General features: G+C 41.2%; 14 protein-coding genes. 11 read left to right on the top strand and 3 right to left on the bottom strand.

Going from position 1 to position 23,879, the window contains the following annotated elements; genetic code table 11:
* Window positions 1–122 precede the first annotated feature (122 nt).
* The 7 genes from serS to eat all read left to right on the top strand — a co-directional run bounded on the left by serS (window position 123) and on the right by eat (window position 14,679).
* A complete protein-coding gene (gene serS / locus KF872_09165; GenBank protein MBX2903713.1) occupies window positions 123–1,397 on the top strand; it encodes a serine--tRNA ligase in 1,275 nt (424 codons plus the stop codon).
* Between the two features lie 157 nt (window positions 1,398–1,554).
* Complete coding sequence (locus KF872_09160) at window positions 1,555–1,695, top strand: hypothetical protein (GenBank protein MBX2903712.1); 141 nt, start codon at window positions 1,555–1,557, stop codon at window positions 1,693–1,695.
* A 282-nt stretch (window positions 1,696–1,977) separates the two neighbouring features.
* Complete coding sequence (locus KF872_09155) at window positions 1,978–3,003, top strand: glycosyltransferase (protein MBX2903711.1); 1,026 nt, start codon at window positions 1,978–1,980, stop codon at window positions 3,001–3,003.
* A 37-nt stretch (window positions 3,004–3,040) separates the two neighbouring features.
* Window positions 3,041–4,459, top strand: coding sequence for an oligosaccharide flippase family protein (locus KF872_09150; protein MBX2903710.1), 1,419 nt, complete (start codon window positions 3,041–3,043; stop codon window positions 4,457–4,459).
* 151 nt (window positions 4,460–4,610) lie between these two features.
* Window positions 4,611–5,801, top strand: a complete 1,191-nt coding sequence (locus KF872_09145; protein ID MBX2903709.1) for a hypothetical protein — start codon at window positions 4,611–4,613, stop codon at window positions 5,799–5,801.
* A gap of 144 nt (window positions 5,802–5,945) precedes the next feature.
* Window positions 5,946–13,283: a PKD domain-containing protein gene (locus KF872_09140; GenBank protein MBX2903708.1), complete on the top strand. Its 7,338-nt coding sequence runs from the start codon at window positions 5,946–5,948 to the stop codon at window positions 13,281–13,283.
* A 94-nt stretch (window positions 13,284–13,377) separates the two neighbouring features.
* Complete coding sequence (gene eat / locus KF872_09135) at window positions 13,378–14,679, top strand: ethanolamine permease (protein MBX2903707.1); 1,302 nt, start codon at window positions 13,378–13,380, stop codon at window positions 14,677–14,679.
* 197 nt (window positions 14,680–14,876) lie between these two features.
* On the opposite strand, the gene KF872_09130 is transcribed toward eat, so the two are convergent.
* Window positions 14,877–15,458, bottom strand: coding sequence for a hypothetical protein (locus tag KF872_09130; protein MBX2903706.1), 582 nt, complete (start codon window positions 15,456–15,458; stop codon window positions 14,877–14,879).
* Between the two features lie 117 nt (window positions 15,459–15,575).
* Between KF872_09130 and KF872_09125 the strand changes: the two genes are divergently transcribed.
* From KF872_09125 to KF872_09110, 4 genes are all read left to right on the top strand, one after another.
* Window positions 15,576–16,967: a hypothetical protein gene (locus tag KF872_09125; protein ID MBX2903705.1), complete on the top strand. Its 1,392-nt coding sequence runs from the start codon at window positions 15,576–15,578 to the stop codon at window positions 16,965–16,967.
* 169 nt (window positions 16,968–17,136) lie between these two features.
* Entirely contained in the window at window positions 17,137–18,423 is a 1,287-nt protein-coding gene (locus KF872_09120; protein MBX2903704.1) for a citrate synthase, read from the top strand.
* Between the two features lie 243 nt (window positions 18,424–18,666).
* A complete protein-coding gene (locus KF872_09115) occupies window positions 18,667–20,370 on the top strand; it encodes a LysM peptidoglycan-binding domain-containing protein (protein ID MBX2903703.1) in 1,704 nt (567 codons plus the stop codon).
* Window positions 20,371–20,387: 17 nt separating this feature from the next.
* Window positions 20,388–21,773 (top strand): hypothetical protein, encoded by a 1,386-nt coding sequence (locus tag KF872_09110; protein ID MBX2903702.1) that lies wholly within the window; start codon window positions 20,388–20,390, stop codon window positions 21,771–21,773.
* 37 nt (window positions 21,774–21,810) lie between these two features.
* On the opposite strand, the gene wecB is transcribed toward KF872_09110, so the two are convergent.
* Together wecB and KF872_09100 are read right to left on the bottom strand one after the other, a co-directional pair.
* A complete protein-coding gene (wecB, locus tag KF872_09105) occupies window positions 21,811–22,857 on the bottom strand; it encodes a UDP-N-acetylglucosamine 2-epimerase (non-hydrolyzing) (GenBank protein ID MBX2903701.1) in 1,047 nt (348 codons plus the stop codon).
* Window positions 22,854–23,879, bottom strand: a complete 1,026-nt coding sequence (locus tag KF872_09100) for a DUF354 domain-containing protein (GenBank protein ID MBX2903700.1) — start codon at window positions 23,877–23,879, stop codon at window positions 22,854–22,856. Before KF872_09100 ends, wecB begins: the two co-directional genes overlap by 4 nt.

The following is a 23,879-nucleotide window of genomic DNA, read 5'->3' as shown; positions in this document are numbered from 1 at the left end:
CAACTGCTTGCACTGCGTTTAAAACAACTGTTGCACTGCTGTAATTTGCGGCTGCGGTGCTATGGCAATTCCAAAAGCCACACACTTTTCTTTTCTTCGCAGCCTTAAAATAAATTACTGTTATGCTCGAAATAGCTGTGTTGCGCGCTGCGCCTGCCACCATAAAAGAAAAACTTGCCAAAAAACATTTTGCCGAATTGCATTTGGTAGATGAAATATTGGCATTAGACGAACAGCGCAGAAGTATTCAAAAAGAAACAGACGATTTGCTGGCAGCACAAAATGTGGCTGCAAAAAATATAGGTGCTTTAATGCAAAAGGGCGAAAAAGAAGCTGCCGAAGCCGAAAAAGCAAAAGTGGCAACACTTAAAGAGCAGTCTAAACAAAAAGAAGAAGCCCTCGCAGCCGTAGAAGCACAACAGCAGCAACTATTGGTGCGCCTGCCCAACTTGCCGCACACCTCTGTGCCCGAAGGAAAAACACCGGAACAAAACACCGTAGTACGCGAAGGTGGCACCAAACCCACACTAAGCGAAAATGCACTCCCACACTGGGATTTGGCAAAAAACTACAATCTATTCGATTTAGAACTGGGTGTAAAAATTACGGGAGCCGGGTTTCCTGTATATAAAGGCAAGGGTGCCAAATTGCAACGTGCGCTTATCAGTTTCTTCTTAGATAAAGCCGTAGAAGCAGGCTACAACGAAGTTATTCCACCACATATTGTAAACGAAGCCAGCGCCTTTGGTACCGGGCAATTACCCGATAAAGAAGGGCAAATGTATTTTGTGGGCTTAGATGGCTTTTACATGATACCCACTGCCGAAGTTCCGGTTACCAATATTGTGCGCGATGAAATTTTAAACGAAAAAGAATTACCCGTAAAATTCTGTGCCTACTCTCCTTGCTTTAGGCGCGAAGCCGGATCTTACGGAAAAGATGTGCGCGGCCTAAACCGCGTACACCAATTCGATAAGGTAGAGATAGTACAAATTGCACACCCCGATAAAAGCTATCAAGTATTAGACGAAATGGTGGCACACGTAGAAAACCTATTGAATTTACTGGGCTTGCCATACAGAATTTTGCGCCTTTGCGGAGGCGATATGAGTTTTGGCTCTGCACTTACCTACGATTTTGAGGTGTGGAGTGCCGCACAAAAACGATGGCTCGAAGTTAGCTCTGTATCTAATTTTGAAACCTTCCAGAGCAATAGAATGAAAACGCGTTTCCGCGATGAAAACAAAAAAACACGCTTGGTACATACGCTCAACGGCAGCGCCTTGGCACTACCAAGAATTGTGGCTTCTATCTTAGAAAATATGCAGCAAGAAAACGGTATTGCCATTCCGGAAGTATTGCAGCCATATACCGGTTTTCAACTACTTACAAAATAGTGTACACACCTGTAAACCACACATTATTGAACCCAAACAACATACCGCCTGTTCTTCAACAATACATGTTAATAACTTAATATGTATTAACAATATCTGTGTTTACATTCATGCAACAATAGAGGCGCTATTGCGTTAAACTCAAAAACGGAACAACATGAAAACGGACACTTCAACCAACTTAATGCTAGTGCTTTTTTGTTTAGCACTTATTGGCTTTGTAATTTTTAGTACCAAGGTGAGCGAGAGCATTAAAACCAAACAAGCTTTGCTTGAAAAAAACAGCCTTCCTAAGTAATAAAATTACCACTTCGCAATCTTTGCCACACGGCATTCCATGTAAATGGGTGCTGGGTGTCGAACTATCTTCTCTACACATTTAAGGTTCAGTTTAATATTTCTAAAGAAGGATTTACATAAACCAATACTTTTGGGGTCTGAACTAAGTGTAATGCCAAACAAAAAGAAAGTTTTAATTATTTGCTTTACAGATATCAAAGCCACCCGTAGAGCTTATAGACAGATATTGGCTTTAAAGAACGAATATGAAATACACACCATTGGATACAGTAGTTCTGACGTGGAGGGAGTTTACTTTTACGAAGCAAAACCTGCATTTAAAAAAATGTCTTTTGTAGAAAAATTTTACCAGGCATTTTTCTTCTTAATAGGTGCATACAACGCTGCATACTCAAAAATTTATCGTTTTGAAAAAACCGTACAAGCCTTACAAGGCAAGCAATTCGATTTAGTAATTGTACACGACTTAAAACCATATCCATTATTGGATAAATTGAAAATAAACGCACCTGTAATTTTAGATGCGCACGAGTATTATTTTGACAGAGGCGGAGGAACGCTTGTTAACCGTTTGCTTTTAGACCGATTCGATGCATATTTATCTAAGAAGTATTTTCAAAACCAACAATACGTTATTACTGTTGGTGAATGGATTGCAGACCAATACCGAAAAATGCTGCCTCGGGCAAGAGTAGAGGTGGTAACCAGTGCTGCCGATTTTGTAGATATTACTCCTTCTCCGGTACAAGAAAATAAAATAAGAATAATCCACCACGGAGCTGTTGATCCACACAGGAAAACACATTTAATGATAGAGCTGGCAGATTACTTAGATGAGCGGTTTGAAGTGGACTTAATGCTAGTATGCACTTCGGAGCCATTTGTTCCTTACTTCAACCAACTTAAAGAGATGTGTGCCCAACGTAAAAATGTGCGCATTATTCCTCCGGTAGGTCCAATGGAAGTAATACCCTTTGCCAACCAATATGATATTGGGCTATATATTATGCCCGATGATTCTTCTAATATGAAATACTGTTTGCCCAATAAATTTTTTGAATTTATTCAGTCTCGGTTGGCTCTTGCAATAACTCCTAATCCAGAAATGAAAAAGATTATTGAAGACAACAATTTAGGAATTGTTGCCGACAATTTTTCTCCGCAGGCAATGGCCAACGCACTTAATAATATATCGGCAACCCAGATTCAAAACTATAAAAGCAATTCCAACAAAACGGCTAAAGCAATAAACGCCACCACACAAATGCAAAAACTAAAAGACATGATTAGCGATGCCCTCCGATAAATAAATACTTATACTTGCCAATGCTTAAGATGCCTTCATGAGTCTTAAAGATTTATCGAAATACTTAGGAACTTCTCTTCTTTCGAAAGCCGTATCCTTTTTTGTCATACCCGTTTACACGCGGGTTTTTGGGGTAGAACTGTATGGGGAGTTTAGTATGTATTTGGCTGTGTTTTCTCTCTGTTCTTTACTCTTTGAGTTTGGAAGCAAAAAAATGATAACCCAAATATGGTTCGACTTTAAAGATGAAAACGATCGGTTTGCCTACTATGCCAAATTCTTCAAGTATCAATTTTTAATTAGTGCAGCAACAGCCATGCTGCTTGCTTTATGTAGCAACCAATTGGGTGCCTTTTTTAAAATTCGCCCCACCATATTTACGCTGGGCGTGTTTGCCGCCTTACTGCAACTGCCCATTCAATATATATCGGTTGTGCTTCAGTTTTTACGCAAGAGTTCATTATTCAGTATGCTTTCGTTTGTAAACGATGGTGTGGTAAGAATTATAGCGGTTGGGCTTATTTTAATTCCATTTCTACATCATAAAGTTTATATAGAGGGACTGGTAAGAATTGCTATTGAGGTTGGTTTGCTGCTTTACTTACTGGTAGTTTCAAGAAACCACTTTTCGGGAACCACCACGCAGTCTTTTAAATCAAAGGCATTCTTTAGTGTTTCTGTTTTGCTAGCAATCAACAATCTTTCTATGTTGTTGCTAAATATTGGCGATAGATTTGTAATAAATAAAATACTAACGCTTAAAGACACTTCTCTCTATGCCCTCACATACGATGTTGCCTTGCTCTTATCATTGTTTATTAACGCCTTAGCAACCTACTACATTCCTAAGTTTTTTGCCCACCTCAGCAACCAAGCACAAGAAGAAGCCAGTAGGCTAATAAACAATGTTATGTATATTACAGCTGCTGCCACTGTATTCCTATCACTTTTTTCTTACGAAGCTATTTATCTTTTAGGTGGCGTTTATTATTTAGAGTGGAGCTACTTAGCCTATATCAATATTTTGGGTGTATTAACAATGGCTCTCTACACCCTATTCTCTCAAATCCTTTTTTTTACTAAAAAGAATTATGTTCTTACCTTTTTTATTTCGTTTGCAGCTAGTTGTAATATCGTTTTCAATATTGTATTAATACCACGCTTAGGTCTCTTAGCAGCGTCATTTTTGAGTTTTGCTTCCTACTTATTGCTGCTACTGCTGTCTATTGGATATGTGCAGTTTAAAATGCCGGAGTTTTACCGGAGCTTAATTCATAAAAAAAAGGTGTTTGCAATCCTGTTTTTATTGGTTACGTTTAATCTTTTGTTGCTCTCTTTAGATGGTTTTGCACAACAATACTACTGGCAATACCTAGCAGCAAAGCTACTGTTCAGTATGTTATTCTTATACATTGCCTACCGTAAAAAATGGTATAAAATTTTACTGTCTCTTTAACTCGTTTAAACACTACAGTCGTCAAAACTTCAATTGTATGGTTACTTTATACTTTTTATTCACCACATAATTGACTAAACAGAATGCTTTACCAAAGTTCATTAACACCCATATATTGTATCACTTGCAATAATTCAAACAAATTAGTTTCATGAATATATCAACCATCAATTTATTAGCAAGCTTCATCGAAAAAAAACAATATAAAGGATTTGATCCACATGATTTTAAGGCTACTGCTTTTTACTTAAAAACAATTGCACCCAATAGATTTCTAAAAGTGGGCTGCGATATTTTAAACCTAACTATGCCTCGTGTTTTGCGAAAAACCTTGGGAGTAAAAGCTAATCTTGTTTTTTCCGGCACGCTTGCCTATATGCTGGAGGGTTATTGCTATATGTATAGGGCAACCCAAGAAGATACATGGTATAATAAAGCAATTGCTACCTATGAACAACTTCAAACTATGGCAATTACTACGTATGGAGGTATAGGATGGGGTTTACCATTTGGTTGGCAATCGAGCAAGGAATTCTTTTTTAGCAACCAAACTCCCAACATTGTAAATACGGCTGAGGTTGCTTCTGCTATTTTAGAATTATACTCTATATCTAAAAGTCCCGAACATCTTACCTGCTTAGAAAAAATAACGGAGTTCATAACTTCCGGCTTAAAAGTTACTTATGAAGATGAAGCAACATTATGCTACAGTTATACTCCGGTTGATAACTATCAGGTACACAACGCCAACTTATTGGCAGGGGCAACCTTGGTTCGCATAGGAACACTAACCTCCAACCAAAAACTGATACAGCTTGCTCATAAAATTGCCCTATTTGCAGCTAAAGACCAAACCAAAGCCGGCTACTTACCTTACTATGCCACCTCTTATGCAAATGGCAGTAAAGCCCACAGCTACGATTTATACCATTCGGGATATGAACTGCGCTCCCTTGATTGTATAAACAAGGTTGTGAAAGACAAGGCTGTTGAAACTTGTATCTTACAACTGCGTACTTTTTTCAACACCTTTTATTTTCAAAAAGCATATCCGCTTACTTCAAAGATATCGCAAGTAGAAAAGATTGATATACATGGATGTGCTGAGGCTATCTACTGCAACACTATGCTTTCGCAAAGTTTTCCGGAAGCATTGGCACTTGCCAAACAAGCTGCAGATTGGACTATTAAAAACATGATGACCTCCAAAGGCTACTTCCATAGTTCCCTCACTGGCATTGGTTTTTTAAAGATAAGAGCAAGAATTATCTATATGCGCTGGGGGCAATCTGTAATGTTTAGAGCGCTAACAAAATTATACTTAGCAGAAAAAATCGGTTAAAACTTCGGCTGTGGTTGTTATTGGGCAACAGTCCTTTTTATAGCACAATTCAACACAACCCTTAGAACTCTATTTTGTACTTAGTGGTCTGCCAAAGGATATGGTTATGCAGATTTTTGTAATTTTATTTCAAATCGTTGTACAATGTTTGAAAAAACAAAACTACTGCTTACCATTTTGGGAGTGTGCTTATGCTTTGTTGGTTATACCCAACCTATTAACCCCTCCAATATTTCTAACCTACAATTATGGTTGAAAGCAGATTCGGGTATTGCGGCTTCGCCCGTGCAAACTTGGAGCGATGTTAGCGGCAATGGTTTTGCTGCCGTTCAACCCGTTTCTTCTAAACGTCCTACTCAAACTGCTGCCGTTGCGGTACTCAACAACCATCCTGTAGTAACCTTTAGCGGCACTAAGTTTATGCGCGTGCTTAATCTTAACCAAAATAGCCCGCTTACCATTTTTGCGCTTTGGAATATCACTGCCTCCAATACTGTTCCTACTTTATTTGATGGTGTTGCTGCTTCCAACAGAGTTATTCTTAGGCAATCTGCCGGAACGCTCACTGCTACTGCCGGACAATCGCTCACTTATCCTAAATCGGCCACGTTCAACTATATCTTTAACTCTATTGTTTACAACGGTACCAACTCCGAACTCTTTGAAAACGGTAACCTTAAAGCCTCCGGTGATTTGGGAACGAACACTTTGGTTGGTTTTACCATTGGTGCCAACCAAGATACTTCTTTTACAACCTACTATCTCAAAGGTAACGTGGCCGAAATTATTGTGTATAACAAAGCCCTCTCTGCTACCGAAAGGCAGCAAGTAGAAGGTTACCTCCGCAATAAATACGCTCCGCCTGTGGCGCTTGGGCCAGATACCGTTATCTCCAACTCCTTTTGTGCATACAACCTTTCTGCTCAACAAAGTTGGTTTACCAATTACCTTTGGAACACAGGAGCCACCACGCCTTCTATTCCAATTACACAAACAGGAACTTACTCCGTTACTACTACCGATTTATTTGGCTACCAAAGCTCCGATACCATCGTTATCGGAAGACCTGTTTTTGATTCCCTCTCTTTTGTGCCGCCCGCAAAAACTATTTGCTTGGGCGACTCTGCCAGATTGAGTGTTGGCCTCCCGCAAAGCGGCTTTGCTTTTAACTGGAGCAATGGCGATTCTGCCAATGTTATTTTCGCAAAAACGCAGGCTTCCTATGCCGTTACAATAACCGATGCTTTTAACTGCTCTGTTGCTTCCAATACCTTTGCTCTTTCTGTTGATAGCTTGTCTTTTACCGCTTCGCTTGGAAACGATACCACGCTCTGCGCAGGTAATAAAATTGCACTGCAATCCGGTGCTAAACCCAACCTCAACTATCTCTGGAATAATGGCGATACAACGGCAACGCTAACCGTTGTAGCCTCCGGTAACTATTCGCTTACAGCAACCAGCCCTTCCGGCTGTATGGCTAAAGACACTATTGCCGTAGCCATTTCGGGCAGCGCTCCAATAGTAGATTTTAGTGCCGATAGTGTTTGCTTAGGAGTAGCTACTTCCTTTGCGGCCATTACCACTCCGGCTACCACCGATAGTGTACGTTGGGATTTTGCAGGCGGAGGTACTTCTATACTTAGTAATCCCGTGTACACCTTTCCTACAGCGGGGGTTGCCAATGTTCAACTAACAGCTTACACCAATGGATGTTTTTCTTCTATTACAAAATCGGTAGTAGTGTATGAAAACCCTGTTGCTGCCATACTTACGCAAGATACCTTTTGCTTGGGTGCAACGGCAACATTCCAAGCGGCAAACACTATTCCTTCCGGACAAACCACTCAAACTTGGTGGTGGAATATTGGAAGTATTGGAACTTTCAATACACAAAACGTACAGACTGCTTTCAATACCATAGGCAATTTTACGGTGCAGTATGCCGTTACCACCAACTTGCAATGTACCGATACTTTTACCCAAGCAGTTGAGGTGGTACTATCGGGTAAGCCATTGGCGGGCGCACCTTCTTTGATAACTCCTGTAAACTTTTACAACTCCACTTCCGGCACCATAACTTTTTCTTGGAATGCGGTTACAAATGCAAAGTACTATCGCCTGCAAGTAAGCAGCGACAGTACTTTTCAATCGCTGGTACTCGATTCTGCCGCTGCTGTTAATACGCTTGCTGCATTTTTACCCAATGCCGCCACGCCTTATTACTGGCGAGTAATTGCCTTTAACCTTTGTAGCGATTCGGCTATTTCTGCGCATCGCACATTTTCTTCTTTTGCGGTTGGCAATATTTCTAACCTACAACTATGGTTGCAGGCAGATTCGGGTATTGCGGCTTCGCCCGTGCAAACTTGGAGCGATGTGAGCGGCAATGGTTTTGCTGCCGTTCAACCCGTTTCTTCTAAACGCCCCACTAAAACGGCTGCTGTTGCAGCACTCAACAACCATCCTGTGGTAACCTTTAGCGGCACTAAGTTTATGCGCGTGCTTAATCTTAACCAAAATAGCCCGCTTACCATTTTTGCGCTTTGGAATATCGCTGCCTCCAATACTGTTCCTACTTTATTTGATGGCGTTGCTGCTTCCAACAGAGTTGTCCTTAGGCAATCTGCAGGGTCTTTAAGTGCTTCTGCCGGACAAGCGCTCGCTTATCCTAAATCGGCTCCTTTCAACTATATCTTTAACTCTATTGTTTACAACGGTACCAACTCCGAACTCTTTGAAAACGGCAACCTTAAAGCCTCCGGTGATTTGGGAACAAATGCAATGGGCGGGCTTACCATTGGTGCCAACCAAGATACTTCTTTTACAACCTACTTCCTTAATGGCAACGTAGCCGAAATTATTGTGTATAACAAAGCCCTATCTGCTACCGAAAGGCAACAGGTAGAAGGTTACCTCCGCAATAAATACGCTCCGCCTGTGGCGCTTGGGCCAGATACCGTTATCTCCAACTCCTTTTGTACATACAACCTTTCTGCTCAACAAAGTTGGTTTACCAATTACCTTTGGAACACAGGGGCCACCACGCCTTCTATTCCAATTACACAAACAGGAACTTACTCCGTTACTGCTACCGATTTATTTGGTTACCAAAGCTCCGACACCATCGTTATCGGAAGACCTGTTTTTGATTCTCTCTCTTTTGTGCCTCCTGCAAAAACTATTTGCTTGGGCGATTCTGCCAGATTGAGTGTTGGCCTCCCGCAAAGCGGCTTTGCTTTTAACTGGAGCAATGGCGATTCTGCCAATGTTATTTTCGCAAAAACGCAGGCTTCCTATGCCGTTACAGTAACCGATGCTTTTAACTGCTCTGTTGCTTCCAATACCTTTGCTCTTTCTGTTGATAGCTTATCTTTTACCGCTTCGCTTGGAAACGATACCACGCTCTGTGCAGGTAATAAAATTGCACTGCAATCCGGTGCTAAACCTAACCTCAACTACCTCTGGAATAATGGCGATACAACCACCAATATTTATGTACAGAATACGGGTATTTATAGTTTAACTGTGCAAAGTGCTGCGGGCTGTATTTTCCGTGATAGTATAACCGTTACCATACGCGGAGCTGCACCTACTGCAAACTTTGGTGCCGATAGTGTTTGTACCGGAATGTTCACTACGTTTACAAATAACTCCATTCCGGTATTACCTTCTACCATTACAGCTGCATTTTGGGATTTTGGAAATGGAGATACTTCTACACAGCTCAACCCTTTGTACCAATATCCGCTACCCGGCACTTACAATGTGCGGTTACAAGTAATAAGCTCCGACACTTGTTCCGGAGATACCACCATTGCCATTAAAGTTTTTGCCTTACCAACTGCTTCTTTCGGAATAGATACCGTATGTGTTGGAAGCCCTGTTTTATTCCAAGACAACTCTACTGTGCAAAACGACCAAAACATACAGGGTTGGGATTGGAATTTTGGAGATGCTACTACTTCTTCTTTTCAAAACCCAATAAAAACATTTAATGCCGTAGGCGATTACACCGTTTCTTTAAAAGTAACTACCGATAGGTTATGTGAAGATAGTATAGCAAAAGTGGTTACTTCCATAATACCACAACCTGCTCCCGGAGCATTTCAATCTTTTGCTCCTATAGATAGTGCCTCTTCTGCTTCGGGCAATATTTGGTTTAGATGGAATCCGGCAGTTAATGGCGCTTACTATAAAATACAGATAGCTAGTACCGATAATTTTTCTACGCTGCTATTTGATTCTACTACATACCAAACCAACCTACTACTTTCTTTACCTCCCAATCTTGGTACATATTGGTGGCGAGTTACCGCCTACAACCGATGTGGAGACACTGTTTTGTGCAATACCAATGTGCTTTTTATTGCCTCACCCAACACAGTTACAGGCTTGCAACTATGGTTGCAGGCAGATTCGGGTATTGCGGCTTCGCCCGTGCAAACCTGGAGCGATGTGAGCGGCAATGGTTTTGCTGCCGTTCAACCCGTTTCTTCTAAACGCCCCACTAAAACTGCTGCTGTTGCAGCACTCAACAACCATCCTGTAGTAACCTTTAGCGGCACTAAGTTTATGCGCGTGCTTAATCTTAACCAAAATAGCCCGCTTACCATTTTTGCGCTTTGGAATATCGCTGCCTCCAATACTGTTCCTACTTTATTTGATGGCGTTGCTGCTTCCAACAGAGTTGTCCTTAGGCAATCTGCAGGGTCTTTAAGTGCTTCTGCCGGACAAGCGCTCGCTTATCCTAAATCGGCTCCTTTCAACTATATCTTTAACTCTATTGTTTACAACGGTACCAACTCCGAACTCTTTGAAAACGGCAACCTTAAAGCCTCCGGTGATTTGGGAACAAATGCAATGGGCGGGCTTACCATTGGTGCCAACCAAGATACTTCTTTTACAACCTACTTCCTTAATGGCAACGTAGCCGAAATTATTGTGTATAACAAAGCCCTCTCTGCTACCGAAAGGCAGCAAGTAGAAGGTTACCTCCGCAATAAATACGCTCCGCCTGTGGCGCTTGGGCCAGATATAAAATTTGAATACGGCACCTGCGATACTACCTTGCGTATTAAGCAGCATTTTGTAAATGTGCTTTGGAGTACAGGCGACTCAAATGTGTATTCATTAAAAGTGCGCCAATCAGGTAAATACTGGGTGCGCGCTACCGATGTGTTTGGCTTTACTTCTTCCGATACAGTAAATGTAGTGGTTCCTTATTCCGGCATTTTGCCTTCTAAAGATACGGTTGTGTGTGCCGGCAATTCGGTAGCGCTTCAATACAATATTATTGGTACTCCTTACTTTTACGAATGGTCTACCGGAGATACGGGTGTAAATAGTATTACCGTAAACCAATCCGGCAGTTACTTTGTAAAAGTGAGCGATACCATAGGCTGCGCTTTAATGAGCGATACTATACACATCATTGCAGACAGCTTAGAGCATTTCTCTCTATTAAATACTGATACGCTTGCTTGCACCAATACGCCATTAGCTCCACTTTCTTACTTATATCCTTACCAAACCTATTTGTGGAGCAACGGCAGCACCAGCGATACTATAATGCTTGCGGGTGCCGGCACAGTTTATGTTACTGTAACCGATGTGCATGGTTGCACCACCAACGATTCTATAAATATACAAGTAAGGGGTCGTGCTCCGGTGGTAGATTTTTCTTTCAACAACCGCTGTTTTGGCGACTCTACCCAATTTACCGACCTCTCTGCTGCCACCGCACCCGAGCAGTTGGTACAATGGATTTGGAACATGGGCGAAAACGATACGGTTTATACCCAACATCCTTTAAAACGTTTCCCATTGGTTGGAACTTTTAATGTTGCGCTCACTGCCATTACAGACTCCGGTTGCTTTGCCAGAAAAGTAAAACCTGTAACCATTGGCGCCCGCCCCACTCCGCTTATTACTTACAACATTACATGCGCCAATGCCTCTACACTTATTGCCGATGCCAGCACCATTCCTGTTGGCGACACCATAAAAAACTGGTGGTGGACTTTGCCGGACGGCTCTACTGCTGCTACCAAAAACTTTACACATAAATTTGATTCTGTAGGTACTTATCCGGTGAAACTGAAAGTAACCTCTGCCAAAGGTTGTGTAGATTCTACACTTGCGTATATTGAAGTGTTTCCGTCTATTAACCCAAGTTTTGTTTTCGATAACCAATGTGTGGGCAAACCAACTGTGTTTAAAGATTCTACCGGGTCGCTTTCTATTACAAAACGTATTTGGAAACTTACCAATACTCCGGGTGTAATTACCGATTCTACTTTGTTTACAAAAACATTCTTTGCTCCGGATTCTTTTGATGTAATTTTAGAAGTAACCAATGCCATTGGCTGTAAAGATACGGCTCGAAAAACCGTTATTATTTATCCGGCTCCGGTAGCCAATTTTATTGATTCTTCGGGCTGTGTGGGCAGTACCGTTACCTTGCAGCAAAGCACTGTTTCGGCAGATACGGTTGTAAAGTATGAATGGAAATTTGGCAGTGCTACATCCAAGTTTATGGCGCCTACTTTTTCGCTGCTCGACACAGGAAAAATTCCGGTAAGCCTGAAAGTAACTACTTCTAAGGGTTGTGTAGATTCGGTGAGTAAAGTATTTAAAACAATTGCGCTACCCAAAGCCGATTTTCTTTTCACACCTTTCTTTGGCGAAGCTCCTTTGGCTGTTTCGCTACACAACCAAAGTTTAAATGCTACTTCTTATGCTTGGGATTTTGGCAATGGCGAAAGTGCTACCGATAAAGATCCTTCGGTAACTTACTTATCTAACGACACTTTCAATATTCGCCTTACGGCATTAAACGAATTAGGATGTGCCGATTCTGTTGCAAAGAAAATAGTGGTTATACCAACCAATGCCGATATAGAATTGCTGAATGTAAACATTCAAAAAACACCTTTGTCCAACGGTAATTTTTCTTCGGTGGTAATTGCGCGCTATGCCAATGTGGGTACACAGCCTATTGTGAGTGCACAATTCTTGGCAACCTTAGATAAGGGCACTACTATTTTAGATGATTGGAGTGGCTATTTGTTTCCGGGCGAAATTCTTACACACACTTTTAGTTCTTCTTTTTATGTAACCAAAACTTCTACCACTCAATATGTGTGTGTAGATGCCATTAACGTAAATAATGGTGCCGAAAAGAATATTGCCAACAACAGAAATTGCCGCAGTTTAGACAATCAAACAGTGGTTACCAAATTATATCCAAACCCTGCATCGGGTAAAATTTACTTGGATATTATTATGCCCGATGCTGCAGATTTTGCATTTGAAATAAGCAACGAAATGGGGCAGCGCGTACTTGCCGATGCCACGTTTAAAGCGGTGCGCGGCTACAACAAAGTTGATTTTGATGTGCGCAGTTTACTGCCGGGAGTTTATTTCCTAAAAACTACTTACCGCGATAATGTAACCATTCAAAAATTTCAAGTAGCGAAATAATGGCGATGGTTTATCTGCAAATTGCTCAAGAAAAGTAATTGCTCTTGATACAATTTCTTTTCTTCCGTTTTTATTTAAAACAGAAGATAGGTAAATGACTACGCAACCGCATTTGCAACGCACGCTTACGCCTTTAATGCTTTGGGGCTTGGGTGTGGGATATGTAATATCCGGCATGTATTTCGGGTGGAATTTTGGCTTGCACGAAGGCGGCACACTCGGCCTGGGTATTGCTACTTTTTTTATTGCCATTATGTACATTACCTTTTCGCTTTGCTATTCTGAATTGGCGTGTGCCATCCCAAAAGCCGGAGGTGCTTTTGATTATGCGCAGCGTGCCTTTGGCAACAATATTGGTTTTGTGGCAGGCATGGCACAATGGATAGAATTTGTGTTTGCCCCTCCTGCCATTGCACTAGGAATAGGTGCTTATTTTCACCTGCTCATGCCTTCGGTAGATGCCATTGTTTTTGCAGTAATAGCCTACTTTCTTTTTACGGGCATCAATATCTTAGGCGTAAAAGTAAGCGCCTCTTTTGAATTGATAATTACCATTATTGCCGTAGCGGAACTCTCCATTTTTGCAGCGCTTACCTTACCGTATTTTGAATGGAAGAACCTAACTGCCAATAGTTTTCCGAAAGGAATAGAAGGTGCTTTTGCTGCCATTCCATTTGCTATTTGGTTTTTCCTTGGCATGGAAGGTTTGGCAAATGTGGCCGAAGAAACCATAGACCCACAAAAAAATATTACGAAAGGTTTTGTTTACAGCATGGCTACCTTGGCTGTATTGGCGGCACTTACTTTTTTTGCTGCAGTAGGCGTGGGCGGCTGGGAAAAAGTAGTGTACGATGCACAAGGCAATAAATCTGACTCTCCTCTGCCAATGGCATTAGCGCAAATTACAGGCGAAAGCGGATTCTTTTATCATTCGCTGATAAGTATTGGCTTGTTTGGCTTTGTAGCTTCGTTTAACGGGCTGCTGCTGGCTGCCGGAAGAGCTACTTACGAGTTTGGAAAAAGCGGCAACTTCCCTAAGGCTTTAGGCGATATACATACCACATTTAAAACTCCGCATAAAGCACTGTGGTTTAATATGGCGGTTGGTATGGTGGCTCTCTTTACGGGTAAAACCAGCGAAATTATTACCATAGCAGTATTTGGTGCCGTAAGCATGTATGCCATTTCTTGTTTATCGCTGTTTGCATTAAGAAAAAAAGAACCCAATTTACATCGTCCGTTTGTTACCCCGGCATATCCATTTTTTCCTGCCATTGCTTTTGCTATTGCAATAGTGGCTTTGGCGGCTCTTACTTACTACAACACGCTTGCTGCTGCAATATTTGTTGCGCTCATTCTAGTTTCGTATGGATTGTTTGGAAGAAAAAACAAATAAAAAAAACCCGTAGAATTATTACATCCTACGGGGCTTCATCCATTGAAAACTACTGTATTCAAAAAACTTATGCTGTATGCGTTCTTTATTTGTTTTACAATGCAAGAGTAAAAACAATTGACGCTAAAAAAGATGATGAATGTCAGTTTAAAAGCAGATTTACATCAGTTTGGAAAACTACTTTCAAGCCAAATAAATTATCGGGTATAGCTTACCAACGTCCAGCTTTCTTTTCTATAAACATTGGCTTCGGGTTGTCCGCTTTTAGCATCGTACGTATCAAAGCGCAGCAACACAGAACCAGAATTGGTAAACCAAAATTCATCTTCGAGGCTATTGGTATCGTGCCCTTCTACATGAGTAACATCGGTGAATGTTCCGGCAGGAACTGTTAACGAGCTGCTTACCGCTTTTACCGTGCAAGTACCATAAATGTAAGCATACGTGTCGCCCACGCTTGCCGAAGTTTTATACCACAGCGAACTTGCGGAGCCATTGCTATACCACCAGCCATCGCTACGTTTTTGAATGAGCAACTTGGTTTGCCCACTCAGGTCGTTTAGCTTGAGCCATGTTGAACCGCCAACGGTTGCTTCTTCGGCTCGGAGTGTAGTGTTTTGCGAGGTAGTGGTGTCACCCATTTCGTTAAACTGTGCAATTTTAAAAACCCAAGTGCTGCCGTTGGTGGGTGCGGTGGTGTCGCCTTTGGTAGTTGCTTCTTTTTTGCAAGCCGTAAATAGCACCGCACAAACTATTGCTACATACAATGTGTGTTTCATTTTCATTTTTTTAAATTGTTGTAAAATGTTTATTTAAACGAAATGAAACAGAAAATACAGAACAGAAAATTAAAAAATCAATCATTTCTTACTAAGTAGCATCCGATTTAGTGCGCCATGAAAAACTTGCTTGTAGGTTTTCTGGAACAACTCCAACCGGAACAACTAAAAATACTTTCTACTTCTGTAAAAACGCGCGGACAACAACTTTCTGTTTGGCGCTATGTTTTAAAAGCTATTGCCCATAAATCTTTCAATAAGAAAACCGCTTTGCAAGTCTTAGACATGTCGTCTTCGCATTTCGATAAAGTTTGTTCGGAATTGCTACAAAAGTGCTACGATATTTTAGTGCCACAAAAAGGATTCGATTTGCTTTCTTTCTTAAACAACCACCCCGTGTGGAGCAAGCATTTTTACAACGAACTTAAACAGCAGCTCAAAAACCTAAACACCTCTCCAAGCCAAGAAGCAAAGACTTTTCTTCAAAATTGTATCCGTTGCTTTGTAGATATTCCGGTAATAAACAGAAACAAAACGGTGTTTAAAAAAACCTGCAAACAATACATATTGCTGGCAACACCTGCCACCAAAAAAGAACACTTGCTTTTTGTTGGCTGCTGCGAATTGCAATTAGAAATATCTTTTCATTTTGCTTCCGACAAAGCAAAGGAACACACTGCTTCTATTGGCAAACAAATAGAGCATTTGTTTACACTTATTTCCAACACCACCGCTCCCAATATAGTTTTTGAATATTATGCACTGTGTATTCAGTGGAAACATGCAACCCACCAATACAGCGAACTGCCACCGCTTATAGAAAAAGCCCTTCAGTTTTTACCCGAAACCGACATACAAAATATTGCGCATTTAAAACTAAAAAAGGCCGAAGCACTTTACTACCTCAGCCACTTCAACGATTCGTTTTTAGCATTTAAAGCACTGCTCACCACCAACGAAGAAACATATCACAATATCGGTTATTTCTATACCAAATACCTGCAAGTGTGCCTCATTACCCAAAATATGGACGTGGCAAAATGGATTTTAGATTACAAAAAGCAAAAACGTGGCCACACGTTTGAAGAAACCATTATGCCGCGCGATATAGTATCGTACGCAAAGTATCACCTCTTAAACGAAGAATATGATTTGGCACATTACTTCATTCGCCTAGGTTACGCTAAAAATCCAAAAGCAAAATATTTGCAATACGAAATAGAGCTGCGCATCTTAGAAGTTGCCTACTTTTATTTTACCGCCAACACAGAATTGTTTTTCTCCTTGTGCAAAAAAAATATCGCCTTTCTACACAGCAAAGGATATGGAATTAAAACCAGCGAATACCCCCTGTTTTTTGTTGTGGCAAAAGCCATTCTAGAGCATAAAACCACCCAGCGCCCTTTCACCAAACGCGAACAAAAAGCCATGCAAGAATTTCAAGAAGGCAGCAAAGCCGTATATGGCCGCATACTCCAAAAAATGATGAACCACCTTCTCCATTTTTAGAGCAAAACTCAATTTACGAAATACTTGTATCTGTAAGTACCCGATTTGACTTAAATGTGAAAAAATATTTGCTGCACACTCGGCTTTTTATGGTTTCATAACTATGTAAATTAAAGTCAAATGTTACCTTTGGCACGCTTTGAAAATTTGAACGTTAAAAATTAAAAAAATGGCAGAAAAGGCAACACTTTCGTATGGGGGAAAAACATACGAATTTCCTGTAATAACAGGAACCGAAAATGAGAGTGCTATTGAAATTGGCAAACTGCGTGCGCAAAGCGGTCTCGTAACTTTTGATGAAGGCTACCGCAATACCGGAAGCACCGTTAGTAGCATTACTTTCTTAGATGGCGAAAAAGGCATATTGCGTTATCGCGGTTACAATATCGAAGATCTGGCAGAAAAAGCTTCTTTCTTAGAAGTGGCTTACCTACTTATTTATGGCGAATTACCTAACCAAACCCAACTATCTGAGTTTGAAAAAAGCATTACTTCGCACACCCTAGTACACGAAAACTTGGTAAAAGTTTTTGAAGTATTCCCAACCGGTTCTCACCCAATGGGGCAGTTAATGACTATGATTTCTGCACTTTCTTCTTTCTATCCGGATTCATTAAACCCAAATACCAATCCGGAGCAAACCAACCTTACCATTATCCGCCTATTGGCAAAAATGCCTACCATCTGCTCCATGATTCAGAAAAAAGGCAAAGGCCATCCGGTGCTCTATCCGCAAAATAAATACGACTACGTTACCAATTTCCTATACATGACTTTTGGCAACGTAACCGAAGAATACATAGCAGATCCGGTAGTGGTAGATGCCATGAATAAATTACTTATCCTACATGCCGACCACGAACAAAACTGCTCTACTTCTACTGTGCGTATCGTTGGCTCTTCTCATGCCAACTTATATGCTTCTATTGGTGCAGGCGTAGCCGCTCTTTGGGGTCCGCGCCACGGAGGTGCCAACCAAGAAGTATTGGAAATGCTCGAAGATATTCGCGACAATGCCAATGGCGATGTAAAACGAGCTATTGCCGAAGCAAAAGACAAAAAACGCTTGCTGTTCGGTTTCGGACACAGAGTGTACAAAAACTTCGATCCGCGTGCTAAAATCATTAAATCTGCCTGCGATAATATCTTGGCAAAATTGGGTGTAAATGATCCATTACTCGAAATAGCTAAAGAATTAGAGCAAGAAGCACTAAACGATCCATATTTCGTAGAAAGAAAACTATATCCAAACGTAGATTTCTATTCGGGAATTATTTACAAAGCATTAGGTTTCCCAACCTCTATGTTTACCGTATTGTTTGCACTCGGAAGGCTGCCCGGTTGGATTTCGCAATGGAAAGAACTCCGCGGCAAAAACGAAGATATCGGTCGCCCGCGCCAAATTTACAATGGCCCGGTTGAGCGCCCGTTTCCAAGTATTAAAGACAGAAAGTAAGCGTCTAATACACGCTAAAAAAGCAGCCCTCAAAACGGCTGCTTTTTTAGTTTTATAGCCTTTTATATTCAAACCAAGCACACACTCCATCCGTGCCATTGCTCAAAATAACCTACACCATTTTTAATCGTTAAGAAGTTCTGCTTTTCTTCCCTTCTTAATTCCTTTTTTTGCAACAGAAATTTGTGAAGAAAAGTGAGCAGCGTTTATACTCCCGCTTTTACGCACTATATTTGAACAGACATGAAGAAACTTATCCTTTCTTGCGGTATCGCTACACTCCTGCTTGGCGCAGCCTTGGCCCAAGATTACGAAATGGAGCAGTGCGAACTGAATCCGGTAATAAAGCAGATAGACAGTATGTTCTATGTAACTTTTACCAAAGATAAAATTTACGCACCTCAATGGGAATTGCAGCAGTATATCAACTATCCAAAAGATAGCCTGCCCCGCTTTACCGATAGCGAAATGTTTTTGCGCCTTCAGGCAATACCTTCTATGGTTCCTATGACCTACACCCGCGAGGTAAAAGGCCTCATAGATTTCTTTGTGTATAAACGCAGAGAAATGCTTACCCGCATGATGGCAAATGCCCAAATTTATTTCCCCATGTTTGAAGAAGTGCTCGACCGCAAAGGCGTGCCTTTAGAACTGCGCTACCTTCCCATTATTGAATCGGCTTTTAACCCACATGCCGTTTCCAGAGCCGGAGCCACCGGACTTTGGCAGCTAATGTATGGAACCGGAAAAATGCTGGGGCTTGAAATAAATTCGTATGTGGACGAAAGGCGCGACCCCGCCCGCAGCACCGAAGCTGCCGTTGCTTACCTCAAGCAAATGTACGATATATATGGCGATTGGCATCTGGTGCTGGCAGCTTACAATTCCGGCCCGGGCAACGTAAATAAAGCCATTGCCCGCTCTGGCGGTTCGCGCAATTTCTGGACCATTATGCCCTACCTACCTGCCGAAACCAGAAGCTATGTTCCTATTTTTATTGCTGCCGTTTATGCCATGCATTATGCCGAAGATTATGCATTAAAACCCGCAGAACCCAAACGCGAACTGTATGTGGTAGATACCATTCGTGTACCCGGAAAAATATCGTTGGCGCACATTGCCAAAACCATAGAAATGCCTTTGGAAGAGCTGCAATTCTTAAACCCTTCGCTGCGGGCAAATGTGGTTCCTTTTACTCAAAACGGTTTTCCGCTCAACTTGCCTGTAAACTACTTCTCACTATTTGAAGCAAGAAGAAACGAAATTTTGAACGATCCGCTCATGGCACAACAAGATGTGGTAATGGCAATGACCGCCACACCAAAAATTGTGTTCGAAAAAATTCAGAAAGGAGAAACCATTCATAAAGTAGCTGCAAAATATGCCTGCTCGGTAGCAGAAATTAAAAAATGGAATGGCTTAAAAAGCAATTACCTGCAACCCGGCTCCAGAGTTAAAATTGTAATTGCAACAGAACCCGCACCTGCGCCTGCTGCACAAGAAGCGGTAGTTGCAAAAAACACTTCGCCCGAAACAGATTCGCTTTTAGCCACAGCCGATACGGTAAACACCACAGCGCAAAAAATTTACACGCCCGTTTACAGCACACACACCGTAAAAAATGGTGAAGTATTAGGTAAAATTGCTCAGCGATATGGCGTTTCGGTAAAAGAAATACAAAACCAAAACCATTTGCGCTCTACTGCCATACATCCCGGGCAAAAACTCAAAATAAAAACCGGAGAAAAAGTAACCTATGCGCAAGTTTCGGTAACCAACAAAAACGAAGATTGCCAATGTATTAAATACGTAGTGCGCCCCGGTGATACTTTATGGTCTATTACCCAAAAATACGAAGGCTTAACTGTTCAAAAACTTAAGGCAGAAAATGAGTTTATTCAACAGCGTCCCATTAAAGTGGGCGATGTGTTGAAGATTACTTTATAGTATTTTATTACCGACTTATGGGCTATTTGCGCGAGTTGCTGTGTGTAATGACAACCGAAGAAATAACGCAACTCAAAAAACACGATTGGAAAGGAAACGAAGGTATAGTAATACAACACCTCTGCCATTTTCGTGCACACGAAAATGCAGAGCAAGAACTGCAAACAGCCAAGAATTTTTCGCGCTCTTATTTCGATAAACTTACCTCCGTTTTATACAGCAAATGCTTGCAACTAATTGCCACCGAGAGTATTGTTGAGCAACTTGCTTTCTTAGGCAGGCGGCACTTGCATTTACACATATACCACCAACTTAAAATACACGAACGCAATCTAGCAAGCGGCAAACTGGAAGTAGATAAATCCTATTTCTATTTAGTTGCCTTTAAGCTTTGCCGCCAAATGGGTTTTGAATTTTACGACCCAGATAAAACCTGGCACTTTGCCCAACTTTACCTGCAATCGAAAAAAGATATAACCAAAGACGATAAGCTGAGGGTTGAACTCCAACACCTTGCTGTGTATTTGCAGTTTATGCTCAGCCGCGGCCATCAAAAAAGTTTTGAACCCCAATTAAAAAAACAACTTGCCGCCATTGAAAAACAAATTGGCAAAAACGAATTGCCTAAAGCAAGCTACCAGTTTCATTGCACTATGGCTTGGTATCATGTGCATTATACCAACCAAAACCCAACCGTAATAGAGCATTTAAGAAATGCACTGCTTTGCTACGAAAAGCAACCTGCTTTGTTTTTAGAATTCGATAAGGTGTATGTGGTGCGCGCATTGGCAGAGGCGCAATTTAATGCAGGCAACTACTCTGCGGCATTCCGCCTTTATTCCGATTTGTGGCAACACCATTATTCGCTCATAAACACCAATTACTACCATTTAGGTTTGTACCACGATTTGGCTTTGATTGTGGGCGATACCCAAACTGCCACCACGCTGCTAAAAGAAATTTTTGAGCAGTCGCTTAAATTTGAAGTAGTGCAATCGCCACGCATGGGCGCTTATTTTCAACATGCTAAATATTACTTGCTTAAAAACGATGCCGAAAGTGCTTTGGAATACATAAACGATGGCATTGCCTTAAACGATAAAAATATAATGGTGTTGGACGAGCTTCAATTGCGAATGCTGCAAGCTACTTGCTTTGTAATGTTGCAAGATTTCGATACGGCTTTGCAACTCATTTCGCGCCATACCAAGTTTTTGCGCTTAAAAAATTTACACGCGCCCGATACCGATTTCAGCCGCTATTTTAAGGCTCTTAAAATGATAGTGCGCTATAAGCAAACCGGAAAAATAAAACAGCAGGAGTTTGCTCATCTTACATCGGTTTTTCAACTTGGTAAAAAGAAAATTATTGGCTTGGTGCTCGATAAAATTACTGGCGACTAATATTGTCACAAACCTGAAAGTTAAATACCTCTTTTCATTAGAGATTAGCAGCTATAATTTCGGCTGCATCGGCTTTGCCATATATATTTTGCTCAAAATGCGCAGGCGAAAGATTTTCCCATTTTTCGTAAATGGCTTCCGGTGTGCTCAGCACATTTATTTGCCTATCTACCAATTCTTGCCATCCGGTATCGGGCATTACCACTACGGCTTGCTTACCTGCAAAATACGATTCCTTTTGCAAGCCTCCGCTATCGGTAATAATATTTCTAGACGCTGCTATTAAGCCCATCATTTCAAAGTAGCCCAACGGTTCCAGCAATGTAAGTTTTTGCGTGAGTGCCTCTAAGCCAAACTCGGCTATGCGCTTTCTGGTGCGCGGATGTACTGAAAACAAAACCGGATATGCTGCCGCAACCTTATTGAGTTGTTGTAAAATGCTTTGCAACTTTTCGGCCACATCCACATTATAGTCGCGGTGGAGTGTTACCACCACAAAATTGTTTTCTTTAAGTTGGTGTTTTGCCAATGTGCTGTAATCGAAATGCGGTTGCATTTTTTTAAACACATCATACATTACATCTCCGGAAAACAACACTCCGTTGGTAATGCCTTCTTTACTTAAATTTTCTATTCCTAAGTTGGAGGCGCAAAACAATTTTGCAGAAATTCTATCTACCAAAACCCTGTTTATTTCTTCGGGCATATCTTTCGGAAACATTCTAATTCCCGCTTCGATATGTGCAATTGGTATTTTAATTTTCGATGCCACCAAAGCTCCGGCAAGTGTGGTATTGGTATCGCCATACACTAAAATATAATCCGGTTTTTCTTGCAGCACAACACGCTCAAACTCTATCATTATTTTGGCGGTCATTTCGGCATGCGAACCCGAGCCAACCTCTAAATTATAGGCCGCCTGCGGAATATTCAGGCTTTTAAAAAACACATCGCTCATATTGGCATCGTAATGCTGCCCGGAATTTACCAATACTTCTTCTATGCCTTTGCTTTTAAGCGCTTCGCACACTACCGATGCTTTAATAAATTGAGGGCGTGCTCCTATTATTGAAACTACTTTCATACCGATGTTTTAATTTCTTGTTCAAAGTATTGAATCATCCAATTATTAAAATCCACCTTATCGTTTAAAAACGTTTGTTGTTTTTGTTTCCAATCTTGCTCTAAACTGGTGTTGGCAAGCAAACTTTTTAGCGTATCTAAAATGGTTTGCTCTTGGTGTGGGAAAAAACCATAGGCAAGCAGGTACTTTTGTTCTAGCTCATCAATTACGGTACTCTTGCCAATAAATGTGTTTATTCTAATTGCCGGAATGCCCAATACGGCAGCTTCTATGGTCATGGTTTGGGAGTCGGAGATTATCATTTTGGCAAAAGCCAGCAAATGGTGCATATCCCACGGATCTACTTTGTTGCCTGCTTTCCCTTCAAACGATTCTACAATATGGTAGCCGCTTAATTCTGCCTGCATTTTTGCTTTTAGTGCTGCCGAAATTCCTTTTGCACCAATATCGTGATGCGCTGCTAATGCTACCAATCTAAAAATTACATACTTGCCTTTTTCTAATCCGTATTTTTGCAAAACACTTTCATCGGCCTTAAAATTATTGGGATGCAAATAAGCCAATTCGTGGTAAGAAGGATATAGTACGCGCCTTTCTCTCCACTTATTGTAGCGCAAGCAATCGGGGTTAATTATTTTGGTGCAAAACGGATACGTAATATTGGTGTAGAGCGCCACCACATCGTCATCATCTTCATTAAAATTATACGACTTTACTTGTGTAATTGCCGAAAGGTGTGCAATAGAAACCGAAGTGCCAAAGGCGTATGTAAATTGGTGCTTTCTGTGCAACTTCAATATCTCGTAATCTCTAACCAACAGTTCCAAAAACATATTAAAAAGCCCCTTTCGCGGAGCGCTCAGCGAAACATATTCTATACCATAATGCTCTAAAAGCGTATTGGTAATTTCTTTGTCTCTACTGGTGGTTACCACCTTTATGCCTTTGCCCGTAAGGTACTTAATAAAGTTTTTGAAGAGGTGCACGTGAGCCGGATGCCCAATATCAAATAAAACGCTCAT

It is taken from the genome of Chitinophagales bacterium, from assembly GCA_019638515.1.
In the GTDB taxonomy this organism is placed as follows: Bacteria; Bacteroidota; Bacteroidia; order Chitinophagales; family LD1; genus UBA7692.
The sequence above is the reverse complement of the archived record's forward strand: the minus strand, read 5'-3'. Positions and strand labels throughout refer to the sequence as shown.